Origin of the sequence: Micromonospora sp. A202 (assembly GCF_006715105.1) — a bacterium.
GTDB lineage: Bacteria > Actinomycetota > Actinomycetes > Mycobacteriales > Micromonosporaceae > Micromonospora > Micromonospora zamorensis.
Map to the genome: position 1 here is coordinate 416,097 of NZ_VFMP01000001.1, position 17,979 is coordinate 434,075.

25 protein-coding genes and 1 pseudogene are annotated in these 17,979 nt (G+C 71.7%); 15 read left to right on the top strand and 11 right to left on the bottom strand.

Features of this window, described 5'->3' with window-relative positions:
* Positions 1-132: 132 nt before the first annotated feature.
* A complete protein-coding gene (locus tag FBZ33_RS02010) occupies positions 133-540 on the bottom strand; it encodes a CoA-binding protein (RefSeq protein WP_099850310.1) in 408 nt (135 codons plus the stop codon).
* 24 nt (positions 541-564) lie between these two features.
* On the bottom strand, positions 565-1,611 hold the full coding sequence (locus FBZ33_RS02015) for an Rv2578c family radical SAM protein (RefSeq protein WP_141907812.1): 1,047 nt from the start codon (positions 1,609-1,611) through the stop codon (positions 565-567).
* Between the two features lie 93 nt (positions 1,612-1,704).
* Between FBZ33_RS02015 and FBZ33_RS02020 the strand changes: the two genes are divergently transcribed.
* Positions 1,705-2,124 (top strand): thiol-disulfide oxidoreductase DCC family protein, encoded by a 420-nt coding sequence (locus FBZ33_RS02020; RefSeq protein WP_099850313.1) that lies wholly within the window; start codon positions 1,705-1,707, stop codon positions 2,122-2,124.
* Here FBZ33_RS02020 and FBZ33_RS02025 read toward each other — a convergent pair.
* From FBZ33_RS02025 to trxA, 3 genes are all read right to left on the bottom strand, one after another.
* Positions 2,088-3,035 carry an HTTM domain-containing protein gene (locus tag FBZ33_RS02025; protein ID WP_141907813.1) on the bottom strand — a complete coding sequence of 316 codons (948 nt, stop codon included), beginning with the start codon at positions 3,033-3,035 and terminating at the stop codon, positions 2,088-2,090. The two genes, FBZ33_RS02020 and FBZ33_RS02025, sit on opposite strands and share 37 nt — an antisense overlap.
* On the bottom strand, positions 3,032-3,472 hold the full coding sequence (locus FBZ33_RS02030) for a hypothetical protein (RefSeq protein ID WP_141907814.1): 441 nt from the start codon (positions 3,470-3,472) through the stop codon (positions 3,032-3,034). The genes FBZ33_RS02025 and FBZ33_RS02030 overlap by 4 nt, the downstream gene beginning before the upstream one ends.
* Before the next feature lie 150 nt (positions 3,473-3,622).
* A complete protein-coding gene (trxA, locus tag FBZ33_RS02035; RefSeq protein WP_030329190.1) occupies positions 3,623-3,985 on the bottom strand; it encodes a thioredoxin in 363 nt (120 codons plus the stop codon).
* Between the two features lie 548 nt (positions 3,986-4,533).
* Between trxA and FBZ33_RS02040 the strand changes: the two genes are divergently transcribed.
* The 11 genes from FBZ33_RS02040 (at position 4,534) to FBZ33_RS02085 (ending at position 12,948) form a co-directional block, all read left to right on the top strand.
* The gene (locus FBZ33_RS02040) at positions 4,534-5,049 is read left to right on the top strand and encodes a MaoC family dehydratase (protein WP_088951384.1); all 516 of its coding nucleotides are present in this window, start codon (positions 4,534-4,536) and stop codon (positions 5,047-5,049) included.
* 83 nt (positions 5,050-5,132) lie between these two features.
* Positions 5,133-5,669, top strand: coding sequence for a hypothetical protein (locus FBZ33_RS02045; protein WP_185755185.1), 537 nt, complete (start codon positions 5,133-5,135; stop codon positions 5,667-5,669).
* 51 nt (positions 5,670-5,720) lie between these two features.
* The gene (locus FBZ33_RS02050; protein WP_141912352.1) at positions 5,721-6,344 is read left to right on the top strand and encodes an RNA methyltransferase; all 624 of its coding nucleotides are present in this window, start codon (positions 5,721-5,723) and stop codon (positions 6,342-6,344) included.
* Positions 6,345-6,424: 80 nt separating this feature from the next.
* Positions 6,425-7,102, top strand: coding sequence for a DUF6758 family protein (locus FBZ33_RS02055; RefSeq protein ID WP_327650505.1), 678 nt, complete (start codon positions 6,425-6,427; stop codon positions 7,100-7,102).
* Between the two features lie 116 nt (positions 7,103-7,218).
* Positions 7,219-7,377 (top strand): hypothetical protein, encoded by a 159-nt coding sequence (locus tag FBZ33_RS32580; RefSeq protein WP_172862153.1) that lies wholly within the window; start codon positions 7,219-7,221, stop codon positions 7,375-7,377.
* 6 nt (positions 7,378-7,383) lie between these two features.
* The gene (locus FBZ33_RS02060) at positions 7,384-8,259 is read left to right on the top strand and encodes a PH domain-containing protein (RefSeq protein ID WP_088951386.1); all 876 of its coding nucleotides are present in this window, start codon (positions 7,384-7,386) and stop codon (positions 8,257-8,259) included.
* 103 nt (positions 8,260-8,362) lie between these two features.
* Entirely contained in the window at positions 8,363-9,139 is a 777-nt protein-coding gene (locus FBZ33_RS02065) for a SigE family RNA polymerase sigma factor (RefSeq protein ID WP_141907816.1), read from the top strand.
* Positions 9,140-9,222: 83 nt separating this feature from the next.
* Positions 9,223-10,398 carry a hypothetical protein gene (locus tag FBZ33_RS02070; RefSeq protein ID WP_185755186.1) on the top strand — a complete coding sequence of 392 codons (1,176 nt, stop codon included), beginning with the start codon at positions 9,223-9,225 and terminating at the stop codon, positions 10,396-10,398.
* Between the two features lie 57 nt (positions 10,399-10,455).
* Positions 10,456-11,328: a PHP domain-containing protein gene (locus tag FBZ33_RS02075; protein ID WP_141907818.1), complete on the top strand. Its 873-nt coding sequence runs from the start codon at positions 10,456-10,458 to the stop codon at positions 11,326-11,328.
* Positions 11,329-11,368: 40 nt separating this feature from the next.
* A complete protein-coding gene (locus tag FBZ33_RS02080) occupies positions 11,369-11,983 on the top strand; it encodes a MarC family protein (RefSeq protein ID WP_088951390.1) in 615 nt (204 codons plus the stop codon).
* A 44-nt stretch (positions 11,984-12,027) separates the two neighbouring features.
* A complete protein-coding gene (locus FBZ33_RS02085; RefSeq protein WP_141907819.1) occupies positions 12,028-12,948 on the top strand; it encodes a PD-(D/E)XK nuclease family protein in 921 nt (306 codons plus the stop codon).
* Positions 12,949-12,969: 21 nt separating this feature from the next.
* Here the strand turns inward: FBZ33_RS02085 and FBZ33_RS02090 are convergent, their stop codons facing one another.
* Together FBZ33_RS02090 and FBZ33_RS02095 are read right to left on the bottom strand one after the other, a co-directional pair.
* Entirely contained in the window at positions 12,970-13,833 is an 864-nt protein-coding gene (locus FBZ33_RS02090) for an oxygenase MpaB family protein (RefSeq protein WP_141907820.1), read from the bottom strand.
* A gap of 105 nt (positions 13,834-13,938) precedes the next feature.
* On the bottom strand, positions 13,939-14,367 hold the full coding sequence (locus FBZ33_RS02095) for a Fur family transcriptional regulator (protein ID WP_141907821.1): 429 nt from the start codon (positions 14,365-14,367) through the stop codon (positions 13,939-13,941).
* A gap of 203 nt (positions 14,368-14,570) precedes the next feature.
* On the opposite strand from FBZ33_RS02095, the gene FBZ33_RS02100 reads away from it, so the two are divergent.
* Positions 14,571-15,053, top strand: a complete 483-nt coding sequence (locus tag FBZ33_RS02100) for a DUF2231 domain-containing protein (protein WP_141912353.1) — start codon at positions 14,571-14,573, stop codon at positions 15,051-15,053.
* Positions 15,054-15,071: 18 nt separating this feature from the next.
* Here FBZ33_RS02100 and FBZ33_RS02105 read toward each other — a convergent pair whose 3' ends face one another.
* On the bottom strand, positions 15,072-15,488 hold the full coding sequence (locus tag FBZ33_RS02105; protein WP_141907822.1) for a hypothetical protein: 417 nt from the start codon (positions 15,486-15,488) through the stop codon (positions 15,072-15,074).
* A 131-nt stretch (positions 15,489-15,619) separates the two neighbouring features.
* On the opposite strand from FBZ33_RS02105, the gene FBZ33_RS02110 reads away from it, so the two are divergent.
* The gene (locus tag FBZ33_RS02110) at positions 15,620-15,802 is read left to right on the top strand and encodes a hypothetical protein (protein WP_088952184.1); all 183 of its coding nucleotides are present in this window, start codon (positions 15,620-15,622) and stop codon (positions 15,800-15,802) included.
* Between the two features lie 21 nt (positions 15,803-15,823).
* Here FBZ33_RS02110 and FBZ33_RS33180 read toward each other — a convergent pair whose 3' ends face one another.
* Positions 15,824-16,486, bottom strand: a complete 663-nt coding sequence (locus tag FBZ33_RS33180) for a flagellar biosynthesis protein FlgA (protein WP_255508693.1) — start codon at positions 16,484-16,486, stop codon at positions 15,824-15,826.
* A gap of 370 nt (positions 16,487-16,856) precedes the next feature.
* On the opposite strand from FBZ33_RS33180, the gene FBZ33_RS33185 reads away from it, so the two are divergent.
* The gene (locus tag FBZ33_RS33185; RefSeq protein ID WP_255509196.1) at positions 16,857-17,090 is read left to right on the top strand and encodes a hypothetical protein; all 234 of its coding nucleotides are present in this window, start codon (positions 16,857-16,859) and stop codon (positions 17,088-17,090) included.
* Between the two features lie 62 nt (positions 17,091-17,152).
* Here the strand turns inward: FBZ33_RS33185 and FBZ33_RS33190 are convergent.
* Positions 17,153-17,311 (bottom strand): annotated as a pseudogene (locus tag FBZ33_RS33190) (FmdB family zinc ribbon protein); the annotation flags it as partial.
* A complete protein-coding gene (locus FBZ33_RS02130) occupies positions 17,308-17,958 on the bottom strand; it encodes a 5-formyltetrahydrofolate cyclo-ligase (RefSeq protein ID WP_370452945.1) in 651 nt (216 codons plus the stop codon). The pseudogene FBZ33_RS33190 and the gene FBZ33_RS02130, both read right to left, overlap by 4 nt.
* Positions 17,959-17,979 lie beyond the last annotated feature (21 nt).

Below are 17,979 nucleotides of genomic sequence, written 5' to 3' on the forward strand. Positions count from 1 at the left end.
CGCCGAGGCCGTCCGCGCCGACGGACGCCTCGCTCTGCTGCTCGCCAGCTCGTTGGCCAGGCCCTGCGGAGACGCCAGGACCAACCCACGAAGCTGGGCACCACAACTCCATGATCGCGGGAGCGGGGTGGGTCAGGCGAGGCGGGTGAGGCCGGCGGCGGCGCGTTCGACGATGAGACAGCGGTCTTCGACGTAGTCCATGCCGGCCTCCTCGGCGATCCGCCGCGCCTCGGCCGAGACGATGCCCAGTTGCAGCCAGACCGCGGGGGCACCAATGGCCGCCGCGTCCCGGACCACCTGCACGGCGTCGGCCGCTGGCCGGAACACGTCCACCAGGTCGACCGGGTGCGGGATGTCGGCCAGCGACTTGTACGCCCGCTCCCCGAACAGTTCGTCAACGGTCGGGTTGACCGGGATGATGCGCCAGCCGTGCTGCTGCATCTGCAACGGCACGCCGTGCGCGGCCTTCAGTGGGTCCCGGGACGCACCCACGACGGCGATCACGGCGGAGTCGGCGAGGATCTGCGAAGCGGTACGCACCTGCCGACTGTAGCTCTGAGCCGACTAGAGCAGAGTCAACTGCTCCGCAGCCGGCGGTGGCGGCGGCTCGGGCAGGCTGCGGTTGTCGCCCCGCTCGCCGCGGTGCAGCCCGTGCCGGCGTGCCGCGATCCGCACCCGGGCGGTCAACTCCCGCTGGTACGCCTGCGGGGCGTACGCACCGGCCCGGTAGAGCTCGCGATAGCGGGGCACGAGGTGCGGGTGCTCCCGGGCGAGCCAGTGCGCGTACCACTCCCGGGCGCCGGAACGCAGGTGCAGGGGCAGGGCGGTCACGCTGGTAGCGCCGGCTGCGGCGATCGCCGACACGGTGGCGTCGATCGACTCGTCGCTGTCGCTGAGGCCAGGCAGGATCGGGGCCATCAGCACCCCGACGGAGAAGCCAGCGTCGGCGAGCGCCCGGACCGCGTCCAGCCGGCGGCGAGGATGCGGCGTGCCCGGCTCGACGGAACGCCAGAGCTGCTCGTCGACGAACCCCACCGAGAAGGAGATGCCCACTGTGGTGACCTCGGCGGCCTGACGCAGCAGGGGCAGGTCGCGAAGGATCAGCGTGCCCTTAGTGAGGATCGAGAACGGGTTGGCGAAGTCCCGCAGGGCCGCGATGATCTGCGGCATCAGCCGGTAGCGGCCCTCGGCCCGCTGGTAGCAGTCGACGTTGGTGCCCATCGCCACGTGCGCGCCCCGCCACTTCGGCGCGGCCAACTCGCGCCGGACCAGCTCACCGGCGTTGACCTTGACGATCACCTTCCGGTCGAAGTCCGCACCGGCATCGAGATCGAGATAAGTGTGAGTATTTCTCGCGAAGCAGTAAACACAAGCATGGGAACAGCCACGGTACGGGTTGATGGTCCACTCGAACGGGACGCGGGACTGCCCGGGCACGCGGTTGAGGATGGACTTGGCCTGCACCTCGTAAAAGGTCATCCCGGCAAACTCGGGGGTGTCGAAGGTGCGGGCAATGGCGCCGGGCAGCGCCAGCGGCAGGGGTGGCGTCGCTGGCGCTGCCCGCTCGGGGTCTCCCTCGACCGGGGGAGCGGTGAGGTTGTCCCAGCGCATGGCCACTATTCGAACACGCGTACGAGTGGAGTGCAAGTGACCCGCCGTACACCGGTGGTCGTTCGGGTGGTCGGAGAGGGGAGGATGGACAGCATGGAGACGTCGACCTTCGTCTACGACGGGGACTGCGCGTTCTGCACGCAGTGCGCCGAGTTCATTGCGCGCCGGATCCCCACTGGTGCGCGGGTGGTGCCCTGGCAGTTCACCGACCTGGACGCGCTCGGTCTGACCGTGGCCGAGTGCGAGGAGGCGGTGCAGTGGGTCGGGGCGGACGGCGCACGTGCCGCCGGTCCGGATGCCATCGCGAAGCTGCTCGCCGACAGCGGCCCGGTCTGGCGGATCGCCGGGGCGGGCCTGCGGTTCCCGCCGGTGCGCGCCGGGGCCTGGCCGGTGTACCGCTGGGTGGCGCGCAACCGGCACCGCCTGCCGGGCGGCACGGCGGCCTGCGCACTGCCGCAGGAAGCCCGTGAACGGCTCTACGGCCCGGCGGGGCGCCCGACCACCGGGGCCTGATCGCCGAGCGGCGCTGGGCCCGCGCTGGCGCCGACGGGATCCTGGTCCGGCAGTGTGTCGACGTCCGTCGAGGTCGGTGCGGGGCTGCCACGGCCGATGAGCCGGCGGGCCCAGACCAGCGGGCGGACCCGCTCCAGCGGCAGCAAGCTGGTCATCGCGGCCAGGTGTGGCGCGAACGAGATCGTGATGGTCGCGATGGTGACCACGTGGAACGAGTAGAAGAAGCCGACCATGGCGTGTCGCCAGCGGGGTGGCAGGAAGAAGACCACCGGGCTGAGCAGCTCGAACGCCACGATGCCGAACTGGGCGACGATCAGCAGGTACGGCACCTGGGCGATCAGGTCCGCCAGGTCCGTGCCGCGCCGGATGATCGCGCGGGCGAGGACCGAGCCGGTCAGCCAGTCCAGCCCGCCGAAGCGCAGCTTGGCAAAGGCGGCCAGGAAGTACGTGCAGATCACCGCGATCTGGGTGACGCGGAGGGCCCAGCCGCCAGCCTCGGTGCGGGTGGTGTCGCCGTGTCGGGCCCGGCCGGCGGTGGGCAGCACGGCCAGCGCGATGAGCAGCCCGAACCGGTCGTGGTCGACCTTCCCGTAGCTCATCGCGATGATCATCCACTCCAGGTACAGCGCGCAGACCGCCCAGCCGAGCAGGCGGGGTGCCCGGCCGGTCGCGGCGAGGAGTGCGAGCGCCAGCAACGACCAGAAGATCACCGTCACCAACGTCTCGGTTGGCGTCGGCAGGGGGAGCAGGCGGCCGATCAGGAGCGGCCGGTAGAGGTCGCCGGGCACGCTGACGCGGGTGCGCACCCAGGGGGTGAAGATCACCAGGTCGGCGGCGACGAAGAGGTAGATCACGGTCCGGAAGGCGGCCACCCGGCCCCGGGGCACGGCCTCGGTCAACCAGCGGGTCATCGGGTTGCCTGCCAGCTGACGACGGTCTGGTCGGTGTGCTGCCCGGTCGGTCGACCGGCGCGGATGCCGTGCCAGCGGATGACGATGCGGACCTCGACCAGCGCTGGGGCGTCGGGGTGTCGTTCGGCGTACGCGTCGGCGACCTCGGTGAGCAGCGTCGGGTCGGCGGCGTAGCGGGCCTGCTGACCCTCGATCTCGGCGCGACGGATGCCGGTCGCGTCCTGGTTGAGGTCGATAACGGCTCCGGAGCTGTTCACCCCCTCGACGCGGGTGTCCGGTGCGGGTGCGTTCGGCGGATTCGAGGTGGAGTACATCCGGAACGGGCCGAACGGGAAGTCGTCGTCGCTGCCCCAGAAGGTGCCGACGATCAGCAGGGCGAGGCCGAGTGCGGTCGCGCCCAGCCGGGTCACGCGTCCGCGGGTGGTCAGGGTCTCCATCGGGTCGTGACGATACGGGATGTACCGGCTGCCCCGGTTCCCACCGACGGTCACTCTGGCCTGCCCAGGAAGGTGATCATGCGCGCGCCTCCGGGTACGACGGAGGCCGGGCCCGAACCGGGCCCGGCCTCGCGTGTCGCCGTGGGCGACTCAGTGGTTGTGCTCGGCCAGCTGCTTACGGACGTCGTCCATGTCCAGCGCCTCGACCTGCTCGATCAGGTTCTCGAGTGCGGACTCGGGAAGGGCGCCCGGCTGGGCGAAGACGATGACGCCGTCGCGGATCGCCATGATCGTCGGGATCGACCGGATGTCGAACTTGGCGCCCAGCTCCTGCTGGGCCTCCGTGTCGACCTTGCCGAACACGATGTTCTGGTGCTTTTCCGAGGAGCGCTCGTAGACCGGGGCGAACCGCTTGCACGGACCACACCAGTCGGCCCAGAAGTCGACCAGGACGATGCCGTCGTTGCCGGTCACCTCGTCGAAGTTCGCCGAGGTCAGCTCAACGGTTGCCATTGCACTCTCCGATCACCGCGGTTTGTCTACGTCCCGTAGAACCAGGGCTGACCGTATCGAATTCCCGGGCGGTCGGGCACGAAACGTCCTTCGTGCTGGCGGGGGGCCCGAGGGTCATCGACCCACGTCTGTCTGTCCCGGCCTGCGGAACGCAAATGCATGACGCACTTGCGTGACCAGCGGTGATGGGAGCGTTTCCAGGGAGATCCACCCGATTGAGCAGTACGAATCGGTAACTTGAGCCTTGACAAGCAGGTATCCGGCCTGCGGAGATCGCTGATCAACCTCCGGACCGTCACCGAGAGTAGTGTTACAAAAAGATAAATGTGACGCCGATCTCTGTCGAACCTACGTTGTCGTAGGGCACACTTCTCGGCATCAGAGCGTGGGCGGCGGGTGCCGGGGAGGGCCCCGCCGCTCATTGCGTCTCCCCCCGTTTTGAGTGACCGGTGTGACTTTTCCGCCGCCGTCGCGCCCCGCCGGTCGCCTTAACCTTCGGTAAGGCATGCTGTGCCGAACTCCATCGCCACCCGTCGAAGGGGACCAGCATGCAGTTCGGCCGCTACTACGAGGAGTTCGAGGTCGGCGCGGTCTACCGGCACTGGCCGGGCAAGACCGTCACCGAGTACGACGATCACCTCTTCTGCCTGCTCACCATGAACCACCATCCGCTGCACATGGACGCGCACTACGCCGAGACGGCCAGCCAGTTCAAGCGCAACGTGGTGGTCGGCAACTACATCTACTCCCTGCTGCTCGGCATGTCGGTGCCCGACGTCAGTGGGAAGGCGATCGCCAACCTGGAGGTCGAGTCGTTGCGGCACGTCGCGCCGACTTTCCACGGCGACACGATCTACGGCGAGACCACGGTGCTGGACAAGCGTGAGTCGGGTTCCAAGCCCGACCGGGGTGTGGTGTCGGTGGAGACCCGCGGCTACAACCAGGACGGCACGATGGTCTGCGTCTTCCGGCGCAAGGTCATGGTCCCCAAACGGGAGTACGCGGCCAGCGCCGTGCCCGAGGGAGTGGATCCGGAGCGGCCCAGCTTCCCCGAGCCGCGCTGAGCGTCAGTCGCAGCCAGCCTCCGGGCTCCTTCCCCCGCAGCGGGTTCTGCCGGGGAAGGGGCCCTGTTCCCATTACGGGGCATATGCTGGCGACGGAGGTTTCGATGAGCCACTCCGTCGCCGGAGAGCCGCCCTCTGCCGGCCGCCGAGCCGCACCCTTGACCACAGCTGTCTATTCCGCCGCCGAGTGGGACCTGCTCACCGGTCTGCCCGGCCGGGTTCTCGTGGCCGCGGTCGCCCCGGGGCCGGGCCGCACGGAACGCGGTGTCCTGGCGGGACTGGCCGGCCTGGATGCCGTTGCCGCGGGCCGGGCCTCCGACAGCGATCTGGTCCGCGCGGTGGTCGCCGCGATCTACGCCCGTCACGACGGCGCCCCGCAGCCCGTCGAGCGGCTCACCGATCTGGTGGACCTGCTCGCGGCCTGCCGGGCGGCGAGCCGGGTGCTGGGGCGGCGCGCCGACCCCGCCGACTCGGCCGCGTACCGCCAGTGGGTGCAGTCGGTCGCGGCCCGCGTCTGCCGCGCGGTGCCCAGCCCCGGCGAACGCCGGGCGGAGCAACCGATCAGCCCGGCGGACCGGCGCTTCCTGGACCGGCTCGGCGCCGCGCTCGGACTGGGCTGACCGGCAGGTCGTCGCGCCGAGCGCAGACGTGGTCCGTACCCTCTGATGACCGTGACCGACGACCAGCTTGAGGTGGGTGTGGGCCCCTGGCCGGGAACCCCACCGGACGACCCCCGTTACGACCCGCAGTTGCTGGCGGAGGGGGACCGGCGCAACGTCGTGGACCGCTACCGCTACTGGCGCCACGAGGCGATCGTCGCCGACCTGGACGGGCACCGGCACGGCTTCCACGTCGCGATCGAGAACTGGCAGCACGACTTCAACATCGGCACTGTGGTCCGCAACGCCAACGCGTTCAACGCCGCCGAGGTGCACATCGTCGGACGGCGACGGTGGAACCGGCGCGGTGCGATGGTGACCGATCGCTACCAGCATGTGCGCCATCACGAGACGATCGAGGAGTTCGTGGCCTGGGCGGGCGAGCGCAGGCTGCCGGTGTTCGGCATCGACAACCTGCCGGGCTCGCGCCCGTTGGAGACCGGCACCCTGCCCCGGGACTGCGTGCTGCTGTTCGGCCAGGAGGGCCCGGGGCTCTCCGCGCCGGCCCGCGCCGCGTGCGACCAGCTCTACTCCATCGCCCAGTACGGCTCGACCAGGTCGATCAACGCGGGCGTGGCCAGCGGTATCGCGATGCACGCCTGGATTCGTGCCCACGCCGGCCCGCCGCCGGACTGACCCGCGCCCGGGTGCCGAATCGGACGTTCCCGCTTGACGGGCCGGCGGTACCGGAGAACGGTGGGGATGTGAGTGTCGCGGTGAGTTGTCCGAGATGCGGGGGCCCGGTAAGGGCGCCGGATCTGATGCACACCGACTCGAGGTGTCTGCGCTGCGGCCCGGTGCCGCCCCTGCACGTGCCCGAGCACATCGGAGCGGAGATCGTGGCGAGCGTGGTGGAACGCATCACCGCGACCGCGGCTCCGCCGGGAACGCCGCTGTGGTGCCCGTGGCCGCTGCCACCCGGCTGGACCCTCACCGGGGTGGCGTACGCCGGGGACGACCGGACGGGAGTGCGGGCGACAGCGGTGGCCTGCGCGGGCCCGGCGCCGCTCGGTGGTGGTCCGGCCGACCTGGTCTTCGTGGCCGAGGAGCCGGGTGTCGGCCTGGGCACGCGACTCGCCGGACTGGCCGGGCCGGACCCGGGACCGGAACTGGTGGACGCGTTGACCGACCCGGGGCCGGGTCACCCCGACCACGTTGGGCAGGCCAGGATCAGGGTCGCCGGGCATCCGACTCCACTGTGGTTGGTGAATTCTCCAACGGATCGAAGCGCGTACGCCGGCGAAGCTCGGGGAATGTGGCTCCATGCGATAGCCTGGCCGGCGAGTGCGGGTCACCTGCTCGCGGAAGACGTCGTCCTACACGACCTGACCGAGTGGACTCCCCCCGAGCTCGTGTATGGCGCACCGTCCCCGCACTTACCTGGGAGAGCCTGACAAGTCTCCCGGTTTGACGGAGAACGGACGCAGATATTCACTGTACGACGCCACACTGATACTCTGGGTGCCGCTGCGGTAATGGGACCCGGCGCCGCGCGAGAGGATGGCCCGCCATGGTCAAGAAGGTCCTCACCTGGGCCGGAATCGCATTCTTGATCTTCTTCGTCGCCTACCGGCCAAACTCTGCGGCGGATGTGTTCAAGTCACTCGGCGGCGGCGTCATGGACATCGCTCAAGGGTTCGGCGACTTCTTCACCAGTCTCGTCGCCTAGCAGCCGATGGGCAGCCCCTCCGGTCCACCCTTCGACCCGGACGACCCCGACCGGGAACGCCGCGAGCGTGACACCGAGCCGATCCCGAGGATCGGGCCCGATGACGGCCCGGGCTACGGGGCCGGTCCCGGCCTGTCCGACGGTCCGTCCCTTTCGGACGACGTCGGCTATGGCGACGGGCCCGGCTATGCCGGCCAGGGCCGCTCCGGTCGAGGGTGGATCCGTGATCCGGAGGCGAGCTACCAGCCGCCGCAGATCTCCGAGGACGAGCTGGCCGGGTTGCGCGCCGACGCGACCGGTTCGACTCCCCGGCGGGTGCTGCCACTGGAAGACGAGCCCAGTTCGCTGGTGGCCCGCTACCTCTTCCCCACCGAGCGCTACCGGGGTGAGTGGAAGCGGCACTGGATCCACCTCACCAACCCGCTGCTGATCGGCGTCGCGGCGACCTTCGTGCTCGGCTACCTCTCCGGCTTCCTCGCCGGGCAGGACGTCGGTGCGCTGACCACCATCGCCGTGCTGCTCTGGTTCGCGGTGATGGGCTGGGTGGCGTGGAAGGTCGCCGACTGGTGGTATGACCGTTTCATCCTGACCAACAAGCGGGTCATGGTGGTCAACGGCATCGTCACCCGCAAGGTGGCCATGATGCCGCTGGTCCGGGTCACCGACATGAAGTACGAGCAGACCCCCACCGGCCGAGCGCTCAACTACGGCACCTTCGTGCTGGAGTCCGCCGGCCAGGAGCAGGCGCTCCGCGAGATCAAGAACCTGCCCAACCCGAACGAGCTCTACCTACGCGTCGTCGAGGAGATGTACGAGCCGCAGGCAGTCGAGGCGCGGCTCGGCAAGGAAGCCGACGAGGCCAAGGCCGACGACGGGGCGTGAAGGTTTTCGACCGAACATCGGAGTAAGTGCGCACCTTTCGTCATGGACCGGAATGCCTCTGACGTGGCACTCTGCCAGGACGACTGGGGTGTGGAGGTGGGCGGTGGCGAGCAAGGACTCGTTGGAGGAGCAGTTCCGCGAGTTCGTCGCGGCCCGCTCCGCCGCGCTCCTACGCACCGCTTATCTGCTCACCGGAGACTGGGCCACTGCCGAGGACCTGCTCCAGACGGCACTGACCAAGACCTACCTCGCGTGGAAGCGGCTCGGTGGGATCGAGGCGGTCGAGCCGTACGCCCGCCGTGTGATGGTCAATACGTCGACGAGCTGGTGGCGGCGCCGCTGGCACGGCGAACGCCCGACCGAGGTGCTGCCCGAACGCGCCGGTGTCGACGAGATCGAGCAGCAGCTCGACCGTGACCTACTGTGGCGGCACCTCAGGGAGTTGCCCAACCGGCAGCGGGCGGTGCTGGTGCTGCGCTACTACGAGGACATGTCGGAGGCGCAGACCGCCGCGATGCTGGACATCTCACCGGGAACGGTGAAGAGCCAGGCGTCGCGAGCCCTGGCCACGCTGCGCCGACGGTTGGGAGCCGACGCAGCGGAGCTCGCCGCCGCTGCCGGCATCGCCGGCCGGCCAGCACCACCGGCTGCCGACGGTCGTCCGGCCGCTGCCGGCGCCCCCCGACGTGGCGTCCCGGCCGGGCAGCACCCGACCACCGGTGCCGCCGCGCCGCGCCGACCCCGGCAGGCGGAAGGCCGAGCCGTTCCCCGCCCTGCCGCGCCCCGACCGGTCGCTCCGCGTCCGATCGGCCCGCCGGTCGTGCTGCCCACCGCCCCGGCGGCCGTGCCCGTCGGCACGGGCTCCGGGGAGCAGCAGTGAGCGGATTTCCGCGCCGGTCCGACAACCTGACGGACGGCCCTCGGCGTTCTAACCAGGTGCGGCCTGACGAGCTGGAAGGTGCGGTGCGGGAGACCCTCTCGCACCAGGTCGCCCTTGCCCGCCCTCTGGCAGCCGACCCGGCGGGTCAGGCGATCCGCCGCGCGAACCGGATCCGTCGCCGGCGCACCGCAACCGGCCTCGCCCTCGCGGCGGCCGTCACCGTGCTGCTGAGCGCCGGGATGGCCCGGCTCGCTGCCGAGACCAGGCGGGACGGCGCGCCCATCGTGGTGATCGGTGATCCAGACCCGTCCAACCGGCCGATCCCGACGGTCAGCGCCCCGGGCCCCGGCCCCTCGCCGGGAACGTCCGCGTCCCTGCTGGTGAGCGAGACGCTGGTCAGCGCCGACGGGAAGCGGCTGGTGCTACCCGACGTCGGGCCGGCCGAACACGCCCAGCTCCTGCCCGGCGGCACCGGGTGGTTGGTGGTCGGCACGGCGAGCACCGCCGGCCGATCCCTCTGGGTGGTGCAGAACGACGGCCTGGTGCAGGTCCTGCTGGCCGGCGCAGGCCCCATCGTCCTGGCACCGGACGGCCGCCAGGTCGCCTGGCGTGACGGCAGCGACCTGCTGGTGGCGGGGGTGGTCGGCACCCAGCTCATCGGCGCGGTACGCACGCCCGCGCCCGCGGACGCCCAGCCCGTCCGGTTCGTCGGTGACAACGTGCTGGTCCGACTCGACCCCGGCAGCGCCGGCCACACCCTCTGGCGGCCCGGCGCCGGGCCGCTGCCCGCGACCGTCGACCGACAGACCCTCCACGTCTACGGAGCGCTGCCCGACGGGCGGCTGGTCGGCCAGATCGCCGCAACCGACCCGGGCGGGACCTGCCTGGCCGTGCTCGACCCGACGCGCCACCTGACCCCGGTGGACTCCGGCTGCGGGCCGGACCTCAGCGAGGACGGCGTCGGCGGAATCTCCGCCGACGGACGGTGGCTGCTGGTGAACGGACGGGTGGGCAAGGCCGACCGTGCCCTCCTGGTCGACCTGCGGCAACTCGGGCCGGTCACGACCGCCGTTCCGGCCGGACCGCCGATGACCGGCACGGTCGTCTGGAACAACGACTCCCACGCCTCCTACCTCGACGAGGCCGGTGCACTGGTCCGGGTCGACCCCGCGCGGGTACGGGCAGGAGAGCCCGCCAACCCCGAGCCGGTGCCCGGCCTGCCCGCCGGGGAGCGGCCGGTCCTGGTGAGCAGCTTCTGACGCCGTCGGGATGACCTTCGCGAGGCGGGCTCGGTTATCCCTGGGTAGCGTCGTGCGGTGACCTCGCGTACCGGCGCCGCCCCGCGGATCGACCTGCACACCCACTCGACGGCCAGCGACGGCACGCTGACCCCGGCGGAGCTGGTTCGCGCGGCCGCCCAGGCCGGGCTGGACGTGCTGGCGATCACCGACCACGACACCACCGCCGGCTGGGCGCCGGCCGTCGGCGCGCTGCCGCCGGGACTACGCCTGGTCCGGGGGGCGGAGTTGTCCTGCCGCTGGTCCGGCACCGAGCCGGCGGTGCCGCTGCACCTGCTGGCGTACCTGTTCGACCCGGACCACCCGGAGCTGGTCGCCGAGCTGGCCCGGGTGCGGGCCGCCCGGGAAGATCGCGGAGAACGGATCGTCGCGCTGTTGCGCGCCGACGGCATCGACGTGAGCTGGCCGGACATCCTGGCCGGAGCGGGCGGCGGCACTGTGGGCCGGCCGCACATCGCCCAGGCACTGATCCGGGTCGGCCTGGTCGGCAGCACCCGGGAGGCGTTCGGCCCGGACTGGCTGGGCGAGCGGTACCGGTTGCCCAAGGACGACATCGACGTGTTCCGGGCGATCCGGCTGGTGCGGTCGGCCGGCGGTGTGCCGGTCTTCGCCCATCCCCGGGCCACCCGACGCGGCCGGGTGGTGCCCGACGAGTTGATCGCCGAGCTGGCCGCCGCCGGGTTGGCCGGGCTCGAGGCCGACCACGAGGACCACAGCCCGGCCGAGCGTGCGCACGTGCGGGCGCTCGCCGCCGACCTGGGCCTCTTCGTCACCGGCTCCTCGGATTTCCACGGCACGCACAAGACCGTCCAGCTCGGCGAGTTCAGCACCGGCGTCGAGGCGTACGAGCGGATCGTCGCCGAAGGCGTGACCGAGGTCGCTTCCGGCTGATCCCCATTTTCGGGAATCTCGGCGCGGCTAGGTTGATCACGTGGATCTGAAGCTGTTCGGCGAGGTTTTCGTGACCCTGCTGGTGATCACCGACCCGCCGGGCATGATGCCGATCTTCCTGGCGTTGACCGGCCCGCTGCCCGCCCGCGACCGTAACCGGGCGGCCTGGCAGGCCGTCACGCTGGCGTTGGGCGTGATCGTGGTCTTCGCGGTGGCGGGGCAGACCCTGCTGGACTACCTGCACGTGGACCTGCCGGCGTTGCAGGCGGCCGGTGGGCTGCTGCTCGTACTCGTCGCCCTGGAGCTGCTGACCGGCAAGACCGACGGCCCGAGCTCGGAAGCCACCTCGAACATCGCCCTGGTGCCGCTGGGCACCCCGCTGCTGGCCGGCCCCGGTGCCATCGTGGCCACCATGCTCTTCGTCCAGCAGGCCGACGGGCTGGCCGACTTCACCGCGATCGCCGTGGCGATCCTCGCCGTGATGCTCGCGGTCTGGATCGTCCTCCGCTTCTCCGGCGGCATCGTGAAGATCCTGCGTCCCGGCGGGATCGAGGTGCTGACCAGGATCGCCGGCCTGCTGCTGGCCGCTATCGCCGTGCAGCTCATCGCCGACGCGGTGTTCGCCTTCGTCACGCAGTACGTCAACATGACCTGACCGGCACACCAGCGGTGTCGGGGGTGGGTGGCAGGATCGCAGGCGTGCGACGATCCTCCTCAGCGGGACGGCCGGCGGCCGGTGGCCGGGCTCCCCAACAACGCGCCGGCGGTGCCGAGCAGCTCGGCTTCGAGGGCATGCCGGAGCGCCTGTTCGTCTGCACACCGAGCAAACTCGGCGCTTTCGCGGACTGCCCACGCCGCTACCGCTACTCCTATGTCGACCGGCCGACGCCACCCAAGGGCGCGCCGTGGGCGCACAACTCGCTGGGCGCCAGCGTGCACACCGCCCTGAAGAACTGGTATGCGTTGCCCGCCGACCGGCGTCGCCCCGAGGCGTTGGCCACCCTGCTCAAGGGCACCTGGGTCCGCGAGGGCTACCGCGACGACGAGCAGGAGCGGGCCGCCTACCGGCGGGCGCTGGGCTGGTTGGAGGCGTACGTCGAGACGCTGGAGGCCGACTCCGACCCGCTCGGCGTGGAGCGGGTGGTGGCGGTCAAGACCGCCGTGCTGGCGTTCAACGGTCGCGCCGACCGGATCGACTCCCGGCCCGGGCCAGAGGGGCCGGAGCTGGTCATCGTCGACTACAAGACCGGTCGCAGCGGGCTGGACACCGACGACGCGCGCGGTTCGCAGGCGTTGGCGCTCTACGCGTACGCGGCCGAGCGGGTTTTCCGACGGCCGTGCCGTCGGGTGGAGCTGCACCACCTGCCGACCGGCACGGTCGCCGGCCACGACCACACCGTCGAGTCGCTGGCCCGGCAGTTGACCCGGGCGGAGGAGACGGCCCGCGACATCATGACTGCCGAACGGGCGGTCGCGGACGGCGCCGACGCGGACGAGGCGTTCCCGGTGGCACCCGGCCCGCGCTGCGGCTGGTGTGACTTCCGGCGGCACTGCCCTACCGGCGCGCAGGTGCCCGGCAAGGAACCATGGGCGGCCGTGGACCGGCACACCGACGGCTGAATCCCGGCGGCGGACGCCGGGTCAGCCGGCCACCGTGGTGGCAGCGTGACGCGCGGCCCGCTCCTTGGCGGCCAGAATCAACGGCCCCTCCAGATAGCGACGGGGCACGGCAGCGAACGCGAGCCGCAGGGCGCGCACCGACAGGTCCGCCGACAGGGCGGTGGTGGGCAGACCCAGCCAGCCGTACATCCGACGAGCCCACCCCGGCAGCAGTCCGAACGCGGTGCCGGCGATCCCCAGGTACGCCCAGCGCGGCGGCCCGAGGTTGAGCCCCAACCGGGCCGGCAGGCTGAGCTTCCACGGAAACGGCGGGGCGGTCAGGAAGATCGCCGTCTCGGCGGCCTCCCGGGTCATCCGCAGCTCCGGCCGTACGGCGCTGTAGTACTCCGCGACCTCGGCCGCGGTGCCCGGGACGGTGGCCGGGTCCAGGCCGACCAGAGCGGCGGACCGGCGCTGCTCGGTGTAATAGCCGTCCACCTCCTCGTCGGTGAGCGGCAGCCCGGCCCGCCGGGCCGTGCTGAGGAACGACTCGACCTCGGTGACGTGCACCCAGCGCAGCAGGTCCGGCTCGTCGATCCGGAACTCCTCGCCGGTGAGCGGATCGGTGGCCCGCAGCCGGTCGTGCAGCCGGCGCAGCCGGGCCCCGGCCGTCTCCGCCTCGGCGGTGGTCCCGTAGACGGTGGTCTCGACGTAGGTGGCGGTGCGGGCCAGGCGACCCCAGGCGTCGGCGCGGTAGTTGCTGTTCTGCGCCACCCCGGCCATCGCCCGGGGATGCAACGCCTGGAGGTAGAGCGAGCGCAGGCCCGCGACGATCAGGATCCGCTCCTCGTGCACCTTCCACGTGACCGAACCCGGACCGAAGAGGCCGAGGTCATCGGAGTCCACCGTCCAAGAGTGCCACGGTCACCCCGACCTCGTCGGGCACGTCCCGTCGGTGCCGGCGGGTCAGACGTCGGCCGGTCGGACGTCGGCGGGTCGGACGTCGGGTGGTCAGACGTCGGTGAAGCGACGAGCCCGGCAGCCCGGGCAGAGACCCCAGAAGGTCACCTCCGCCTCGTCCACCTCGAACCCGTGCGACACGCTCGGCTCCAGACACGGCGCGCTGCCCACCGCGCAGTCGATGTCGGCGATCTCGCCGCAGCCCCGGCAGACCACGTGGTGGTGGTTGTCGCCGACGCGCGCCTCGTAACGCGCGGGACTGCCGGCCGGCTCGATCCGGCGGGACAACCCGGCCCGGGACAGGGCACCCAGCACGTCGTAGACCGCCTGGGTGGACACCGAGTCGAGGCGTTCACGGACCCGCCGGGTGATCTCGTCGACCTCCAGGTGACCGCCGCCGTCGAGCACGTCGAGCACCGCGAGGCGTGGCCGCGTGACACGCAGGCCCTTCGATCGCAGCAGCTCCTCGGCACCGGACATTGGCCAATGACAGCACGCGCGACCAGCATCGACAACCGTCGCCGGGCCCGGGTGGCCACCGACACAGCAGGGCAAGATCGTGCTCACGACCCGGGACGGTGAACCCGATGGTCGCGTCGCACGTGTCTCCGGTCGAGAGCCTCGGGACGATCGGCGGACCGTACGCTGACCAACCCCTGACCGTGATCCACCTGGAGGATTCGATGTTCGAGGAGATCCTGGGTCTACCGGCACACGTCCTGGTGGTCCACGCGGTCGTCGTGTTCGTGCCGCTGCTGGCGGTGCTGGCCATCGCGTACGTCGGTCTGCCACGGTGGCGGCACCGGCTGGACTGGGCCCTGGGTCTCCTTGCCGTGGTCGCACCGGTGACCGCCTTCGTGGCCGTCAAGTCGGGAGAGGTGTTCACCGACGCGCTGGTCGCCCGGGGTTTCCAGGGGCAGATCCTCGACCAGATCTTCGAGCACTCCCGCTACGGCGACATCCTGTTCCGCATCGTCGTGCCGCTGGGAATCGGGGCCATTCTGCTGCTGGTCGTCACCAGCGGACACCCCCGGGTGCCGCAACTGCCGGCGCTGGTCACCCCGGTGCTGGCGGTGGCGGTCATGGCGCTGTCCATCGCCGCCCTGGTCTACGTCTACCTGACCGGGCACAGCGGCGCCGAGGCCGTCTGGGGCACCACCCTCTGACCTGCTCTGCCCGCCGCTCTAGAAGATGACCCGCGAGCAGAGCAGGCAGAACAGGACCACCAGCACCACAGCGGCTGCCGCGCCGAAACCGTAGGTGACCCGCTGCGAGCGCTGCTCGGCCGCGTCCAGCTCGGCCATGTCCTGCGGTGGCAGCCGCCGTGGCGGTGCCGGCTGCAGGTGTACGGGTGGACGCCAACCACTCGGCGGCGGCACGCTCGGCGGCGGCCCGGCGTACCCGCTCGCCGGTGGGCCGGTGGGCACGCTCGGGGGTGGGCCGGCGTACCCGCTCGGGGCTGGATCGGCGTGTCCGCTCTGCGGTGGGTTGGTGGGGCCGCTCGGCGGTGTGGCGGGGGGATGGTTCGGCACCGCGTCGGCACCGGTGCCGGGCCGTCGCCAGTAATCGTCCGGGGTGCTGCCACCGCTGGGGGTCGTCACGCCGTCCGACGCTACCAACGTGGGGAGCGTGCGGGTCGTTTCTCACCGGCGTGCCACCGTCGGCGGCCCTGCCCAGGAGCAGAGGGTCAACGACGTGGGGGAGGCACGCGGTTGCGCTAGTCTTGCCGCTCGTGAGCACCGAGGACCCCGGCAAGCAGGGCGTACGCGACGACGACGACCGCACCGTCGACCTGAGCGAAGACTTCGTGGTGCTGCCCGAGCAGACCTCCGACGACACCGACCGTGGCTGGGGCGAGCGGTCGGGTGGCAACGACGACTGGCTGCTCGCCGAACGCCCTCCGCACTGGGAGTGACCCCGCTGGTGCGGTGAGCGCTCAACCGCGTACGACGATGGCGAATCGAGTGCCCTCGGGGAGCCCGACGGCGCGTTTCGCCTGGTCGGGGCGGAGAGCCAGGTAGAGCGCCGAGGACCCGTCGGTCGCGTCGGCGCCCAGCACGTCCAGCACCAGCACCGCGGGCGCGAGCAACGTCGCCTCGGTGCCCGCCCCACCCGGTGTCGCGGCGAGCAGGTCGACCCGGGTCCCCGGGCGGGCCACCGCCAGCGCGGCCGGCTCGGCCAACCGGACCGGCACCCCGACAGCGCCACTGGGCAGCGGCAGCGGGCTGGTCCTCCCGCTCCCGGTGGTCGTGCCGTCCCGGCCAGTGCTGCCGTCTCCGGCGGTGCCGCTTCCGGTGGTCGAGCTGTCTGCGGCGGCTGCTCCGGTTGGCGGTGGCCCGGCCGTGTCGCTGTCGCCGGTGGGCCCTGCCCCACCGGGGTCGGTCGGCCCGGCCTCGTCGGACCGCCCGGCCGTGCCGTCGGCCCCCGTCGGCGCACGGGATGGCTCGGCCGTCGGCGGGCAACTGGTCGGGGTGTGCAGAATGGCAGCGGCCAGGCCGAGCAGTACGGCGACCAGACCGGCCCGGAGCAGGGTGCGCCCGCCGGGCAGGGTGAGCCGGCGCAGCGGACGCAATGCCCGCGCGGAATCTGGATCGCCCATCGTTGCTGCCGCCTCCCGTCCGAGGACGCCGCAGCGACACCCTCGGCGGCAGGTTAGGCCGTTCCAACAGCAGTTGGTCGGCCCTCGGTCGGCGCCTGTGGATAACCGGCCGGCCTGTGGACAACGCCCACCGGCCGGCCCGATTTGCTATGGCAGCGGCCTTGATCGACTCGACTTCAAGGAAGTCGGGGTGTCAGGGCAGCCGGGACAGGCCGGTTTCCGTAAACCCGAGTGGATCACGGGTCAGGCCGACGGGGTCAGGCCGACGGGGTCAGGCCGCCGGGGTGAGGCCAACGGGGGCCAGGCCGCCGGGTCAGGCCCGCCGGACTCAGGCCGCCGGGATCAGGACGCGGAGCTGGCCGCTGGGGACTTGCCGCCGCTCGACCCACCCGACGACGAGCCGCCAGAGGACCCACCGGACGACGAACCCGAACCCGAAGACGACCCGGAACCCGAGGACGACCCCGAACCGGAAGACGACCCCGACGAGGAGGAACCGGACGACCCCGAGCCCTCGCCGGAGGACGACTCGGACTTGCCGGGCTTGGTGGCCGTGCCGCCGGCCGTCGTCTCGGAGCCGGACGCCCGCGAGTCGGTGCGGTAGAAGCCCGAGCCCTTGAAGACGATGCCGACCGAGTTGAAGACCTTGCGCAGCCGCCCCTGACACGCCGGGCACTCGGTCAGCGGCTCGTCAGAGAAGGACTGCACCGCCTCGAGCTGCTCACCGCACGTGGTGCAGGCGTACTGGTACGTGGGCACGTTCTCCTCCGGATCTGGGCTCAGCCAGTTGGCACTCGACCTATTCGAGTGCCAATGGTGCGTCATCTGGCCCGGGTTCGTCCAGCGGACGTGTGGGGCGCGACACCATGCGCCGCACCCGGGCCGCCGTCAAGCGTACGCACTCCGTCGGCGGGTGTGACGACCGCGCGGACAAGCCGGTCGTGTGCCTCCGCCGGCAGCGCCTCGACCAGTTCCCCGTCGTGCAGAGGCACCACGGTCAGCGTCGACCCGGGCACCCGGGCGAGCGCGCGGTCGTACGAGCCGCCGCCGCGTCCGAGTCGCCGGCCGTGGTGGTCGACGGCGAGAGCCGGTACGACCACCAGCTCCGCGTCCGCCACGGCGGCCACCCCGAGGCGGGCGCCGGTTGGCTCCCGCATACCCCGACCGGCGGCGATCAGGTCCTCGGGCCCGGTATATGCCGCCCAGTCCAGATCGAGGTCGTCGAGGAGCACAGGCAGCAGCAGTTGGGCGTCGGTGGGCAACGCCGCCCGCAGTGCGTCCGGCAGGTCTGCGCCGCCCGGTTCGGAGCCGACCGGCACGTACGCCGTCATCCTGCGCGGGCGCAGTCTGCGTACCAGGGCGACCAGCTCGGCCTGCACGCGCCCGGCGGCGGCGGCCCGGGCGGGGCCGGGCAGCGAGCGGCGGCGGGCGAGCAGGTCGGCGCGGGCTTCCCGCTTCGCGGTACGGGTCACTTCCGCTTCATAAGAAAATTC

Bases quoted from the DNA above. Each gene is read 5' to 3' on its own strand.
- FBZ33_RS02045 (WP_185755185.1), top strand. From the start codon at position 5,133: ATGCTGGCGACGGAGGTTTCGATGAGCCACTCCGTCGCCGGAGAGCCG.
- FBZ33_RS02100 (WP_141912353.1), top strand. From the start codon at position 14,571: ATGTTCGAGGAGATCCTGGGTCTACCGGCACACGTCCTGGTGGTCCAC.
- trxA (WP_030329190.1), bottom strand. From the start codon at position 3,985: ATGGCAACCGTTGAGCTGACCTCGGCGAACTTCGACGAGGTGACCGGC.
- FBZ33_RS02030 (WP_141907814.1), bottom strand. From the start codon at position 3,472: ATGGAGACCCTGACCACCCGCGGACGCGTGACCCGGCTGGGCGCGACC.
- FBZ33_RS02015 (WP_141907812.1), bottom strand. From the start codon at position 1,611: ATGCGCTGGGACAACCTCACCGCTCCCCCGGTCGAGGGAGACCCCGAG.
- FBZ33_RS02025 (WP_141907813.1), bottom strand. From the start codon at position 3,035: ATGACCCGCTGGTTGACCGAGGCCGTGCCCCGGGGCCGGGTGGCCGCC.
- FBZ33_RS33180 (WP_255508693.1), bottom strand. From the start codon at position 16,486: ATGGGCGATCCAGATTCCGCGCGGGCATTGCGTCCGCTGCGCCGGCTC.
- FBZ33_RS02020 (WP_099850313.1), top strand. From the start codon at position 1,705: ATGGAGACGTCGACCTTCGTCTACGACGGGGACTGCGCGTTCTGCACG.
- FBZ33_RS02095 (WP_141907821.1), bottom strand. From the start codon at position 14,367: ATGTCCGGTGCCGAGGAGCTGCTGCGATCGAAGGGCCTGCGTGTCACG.
- FBZ33_RS02040 (WP_088951384.1), top strand. From the start codon at position 4,534: ATGCAGTTCGGCCGCTACTACGAGGAGTTCGAGGTCGGCGCGGTCTAC.
- FBZ33_RS02060 (WP_088951386.1), top strand. From the start codon at position 7,384: ATGGGCAGCCCCTCCGGTCCACCCTTCGACCCGGACGACCCCGACCGG.
- FBZ33_RS32580 (WP_172862153.1), top strand. From the start codon at position 7,219: ATGGTCAAGAAGGTCCTCACCTGGGCCGGAATCGCATTCTTGATCTTC.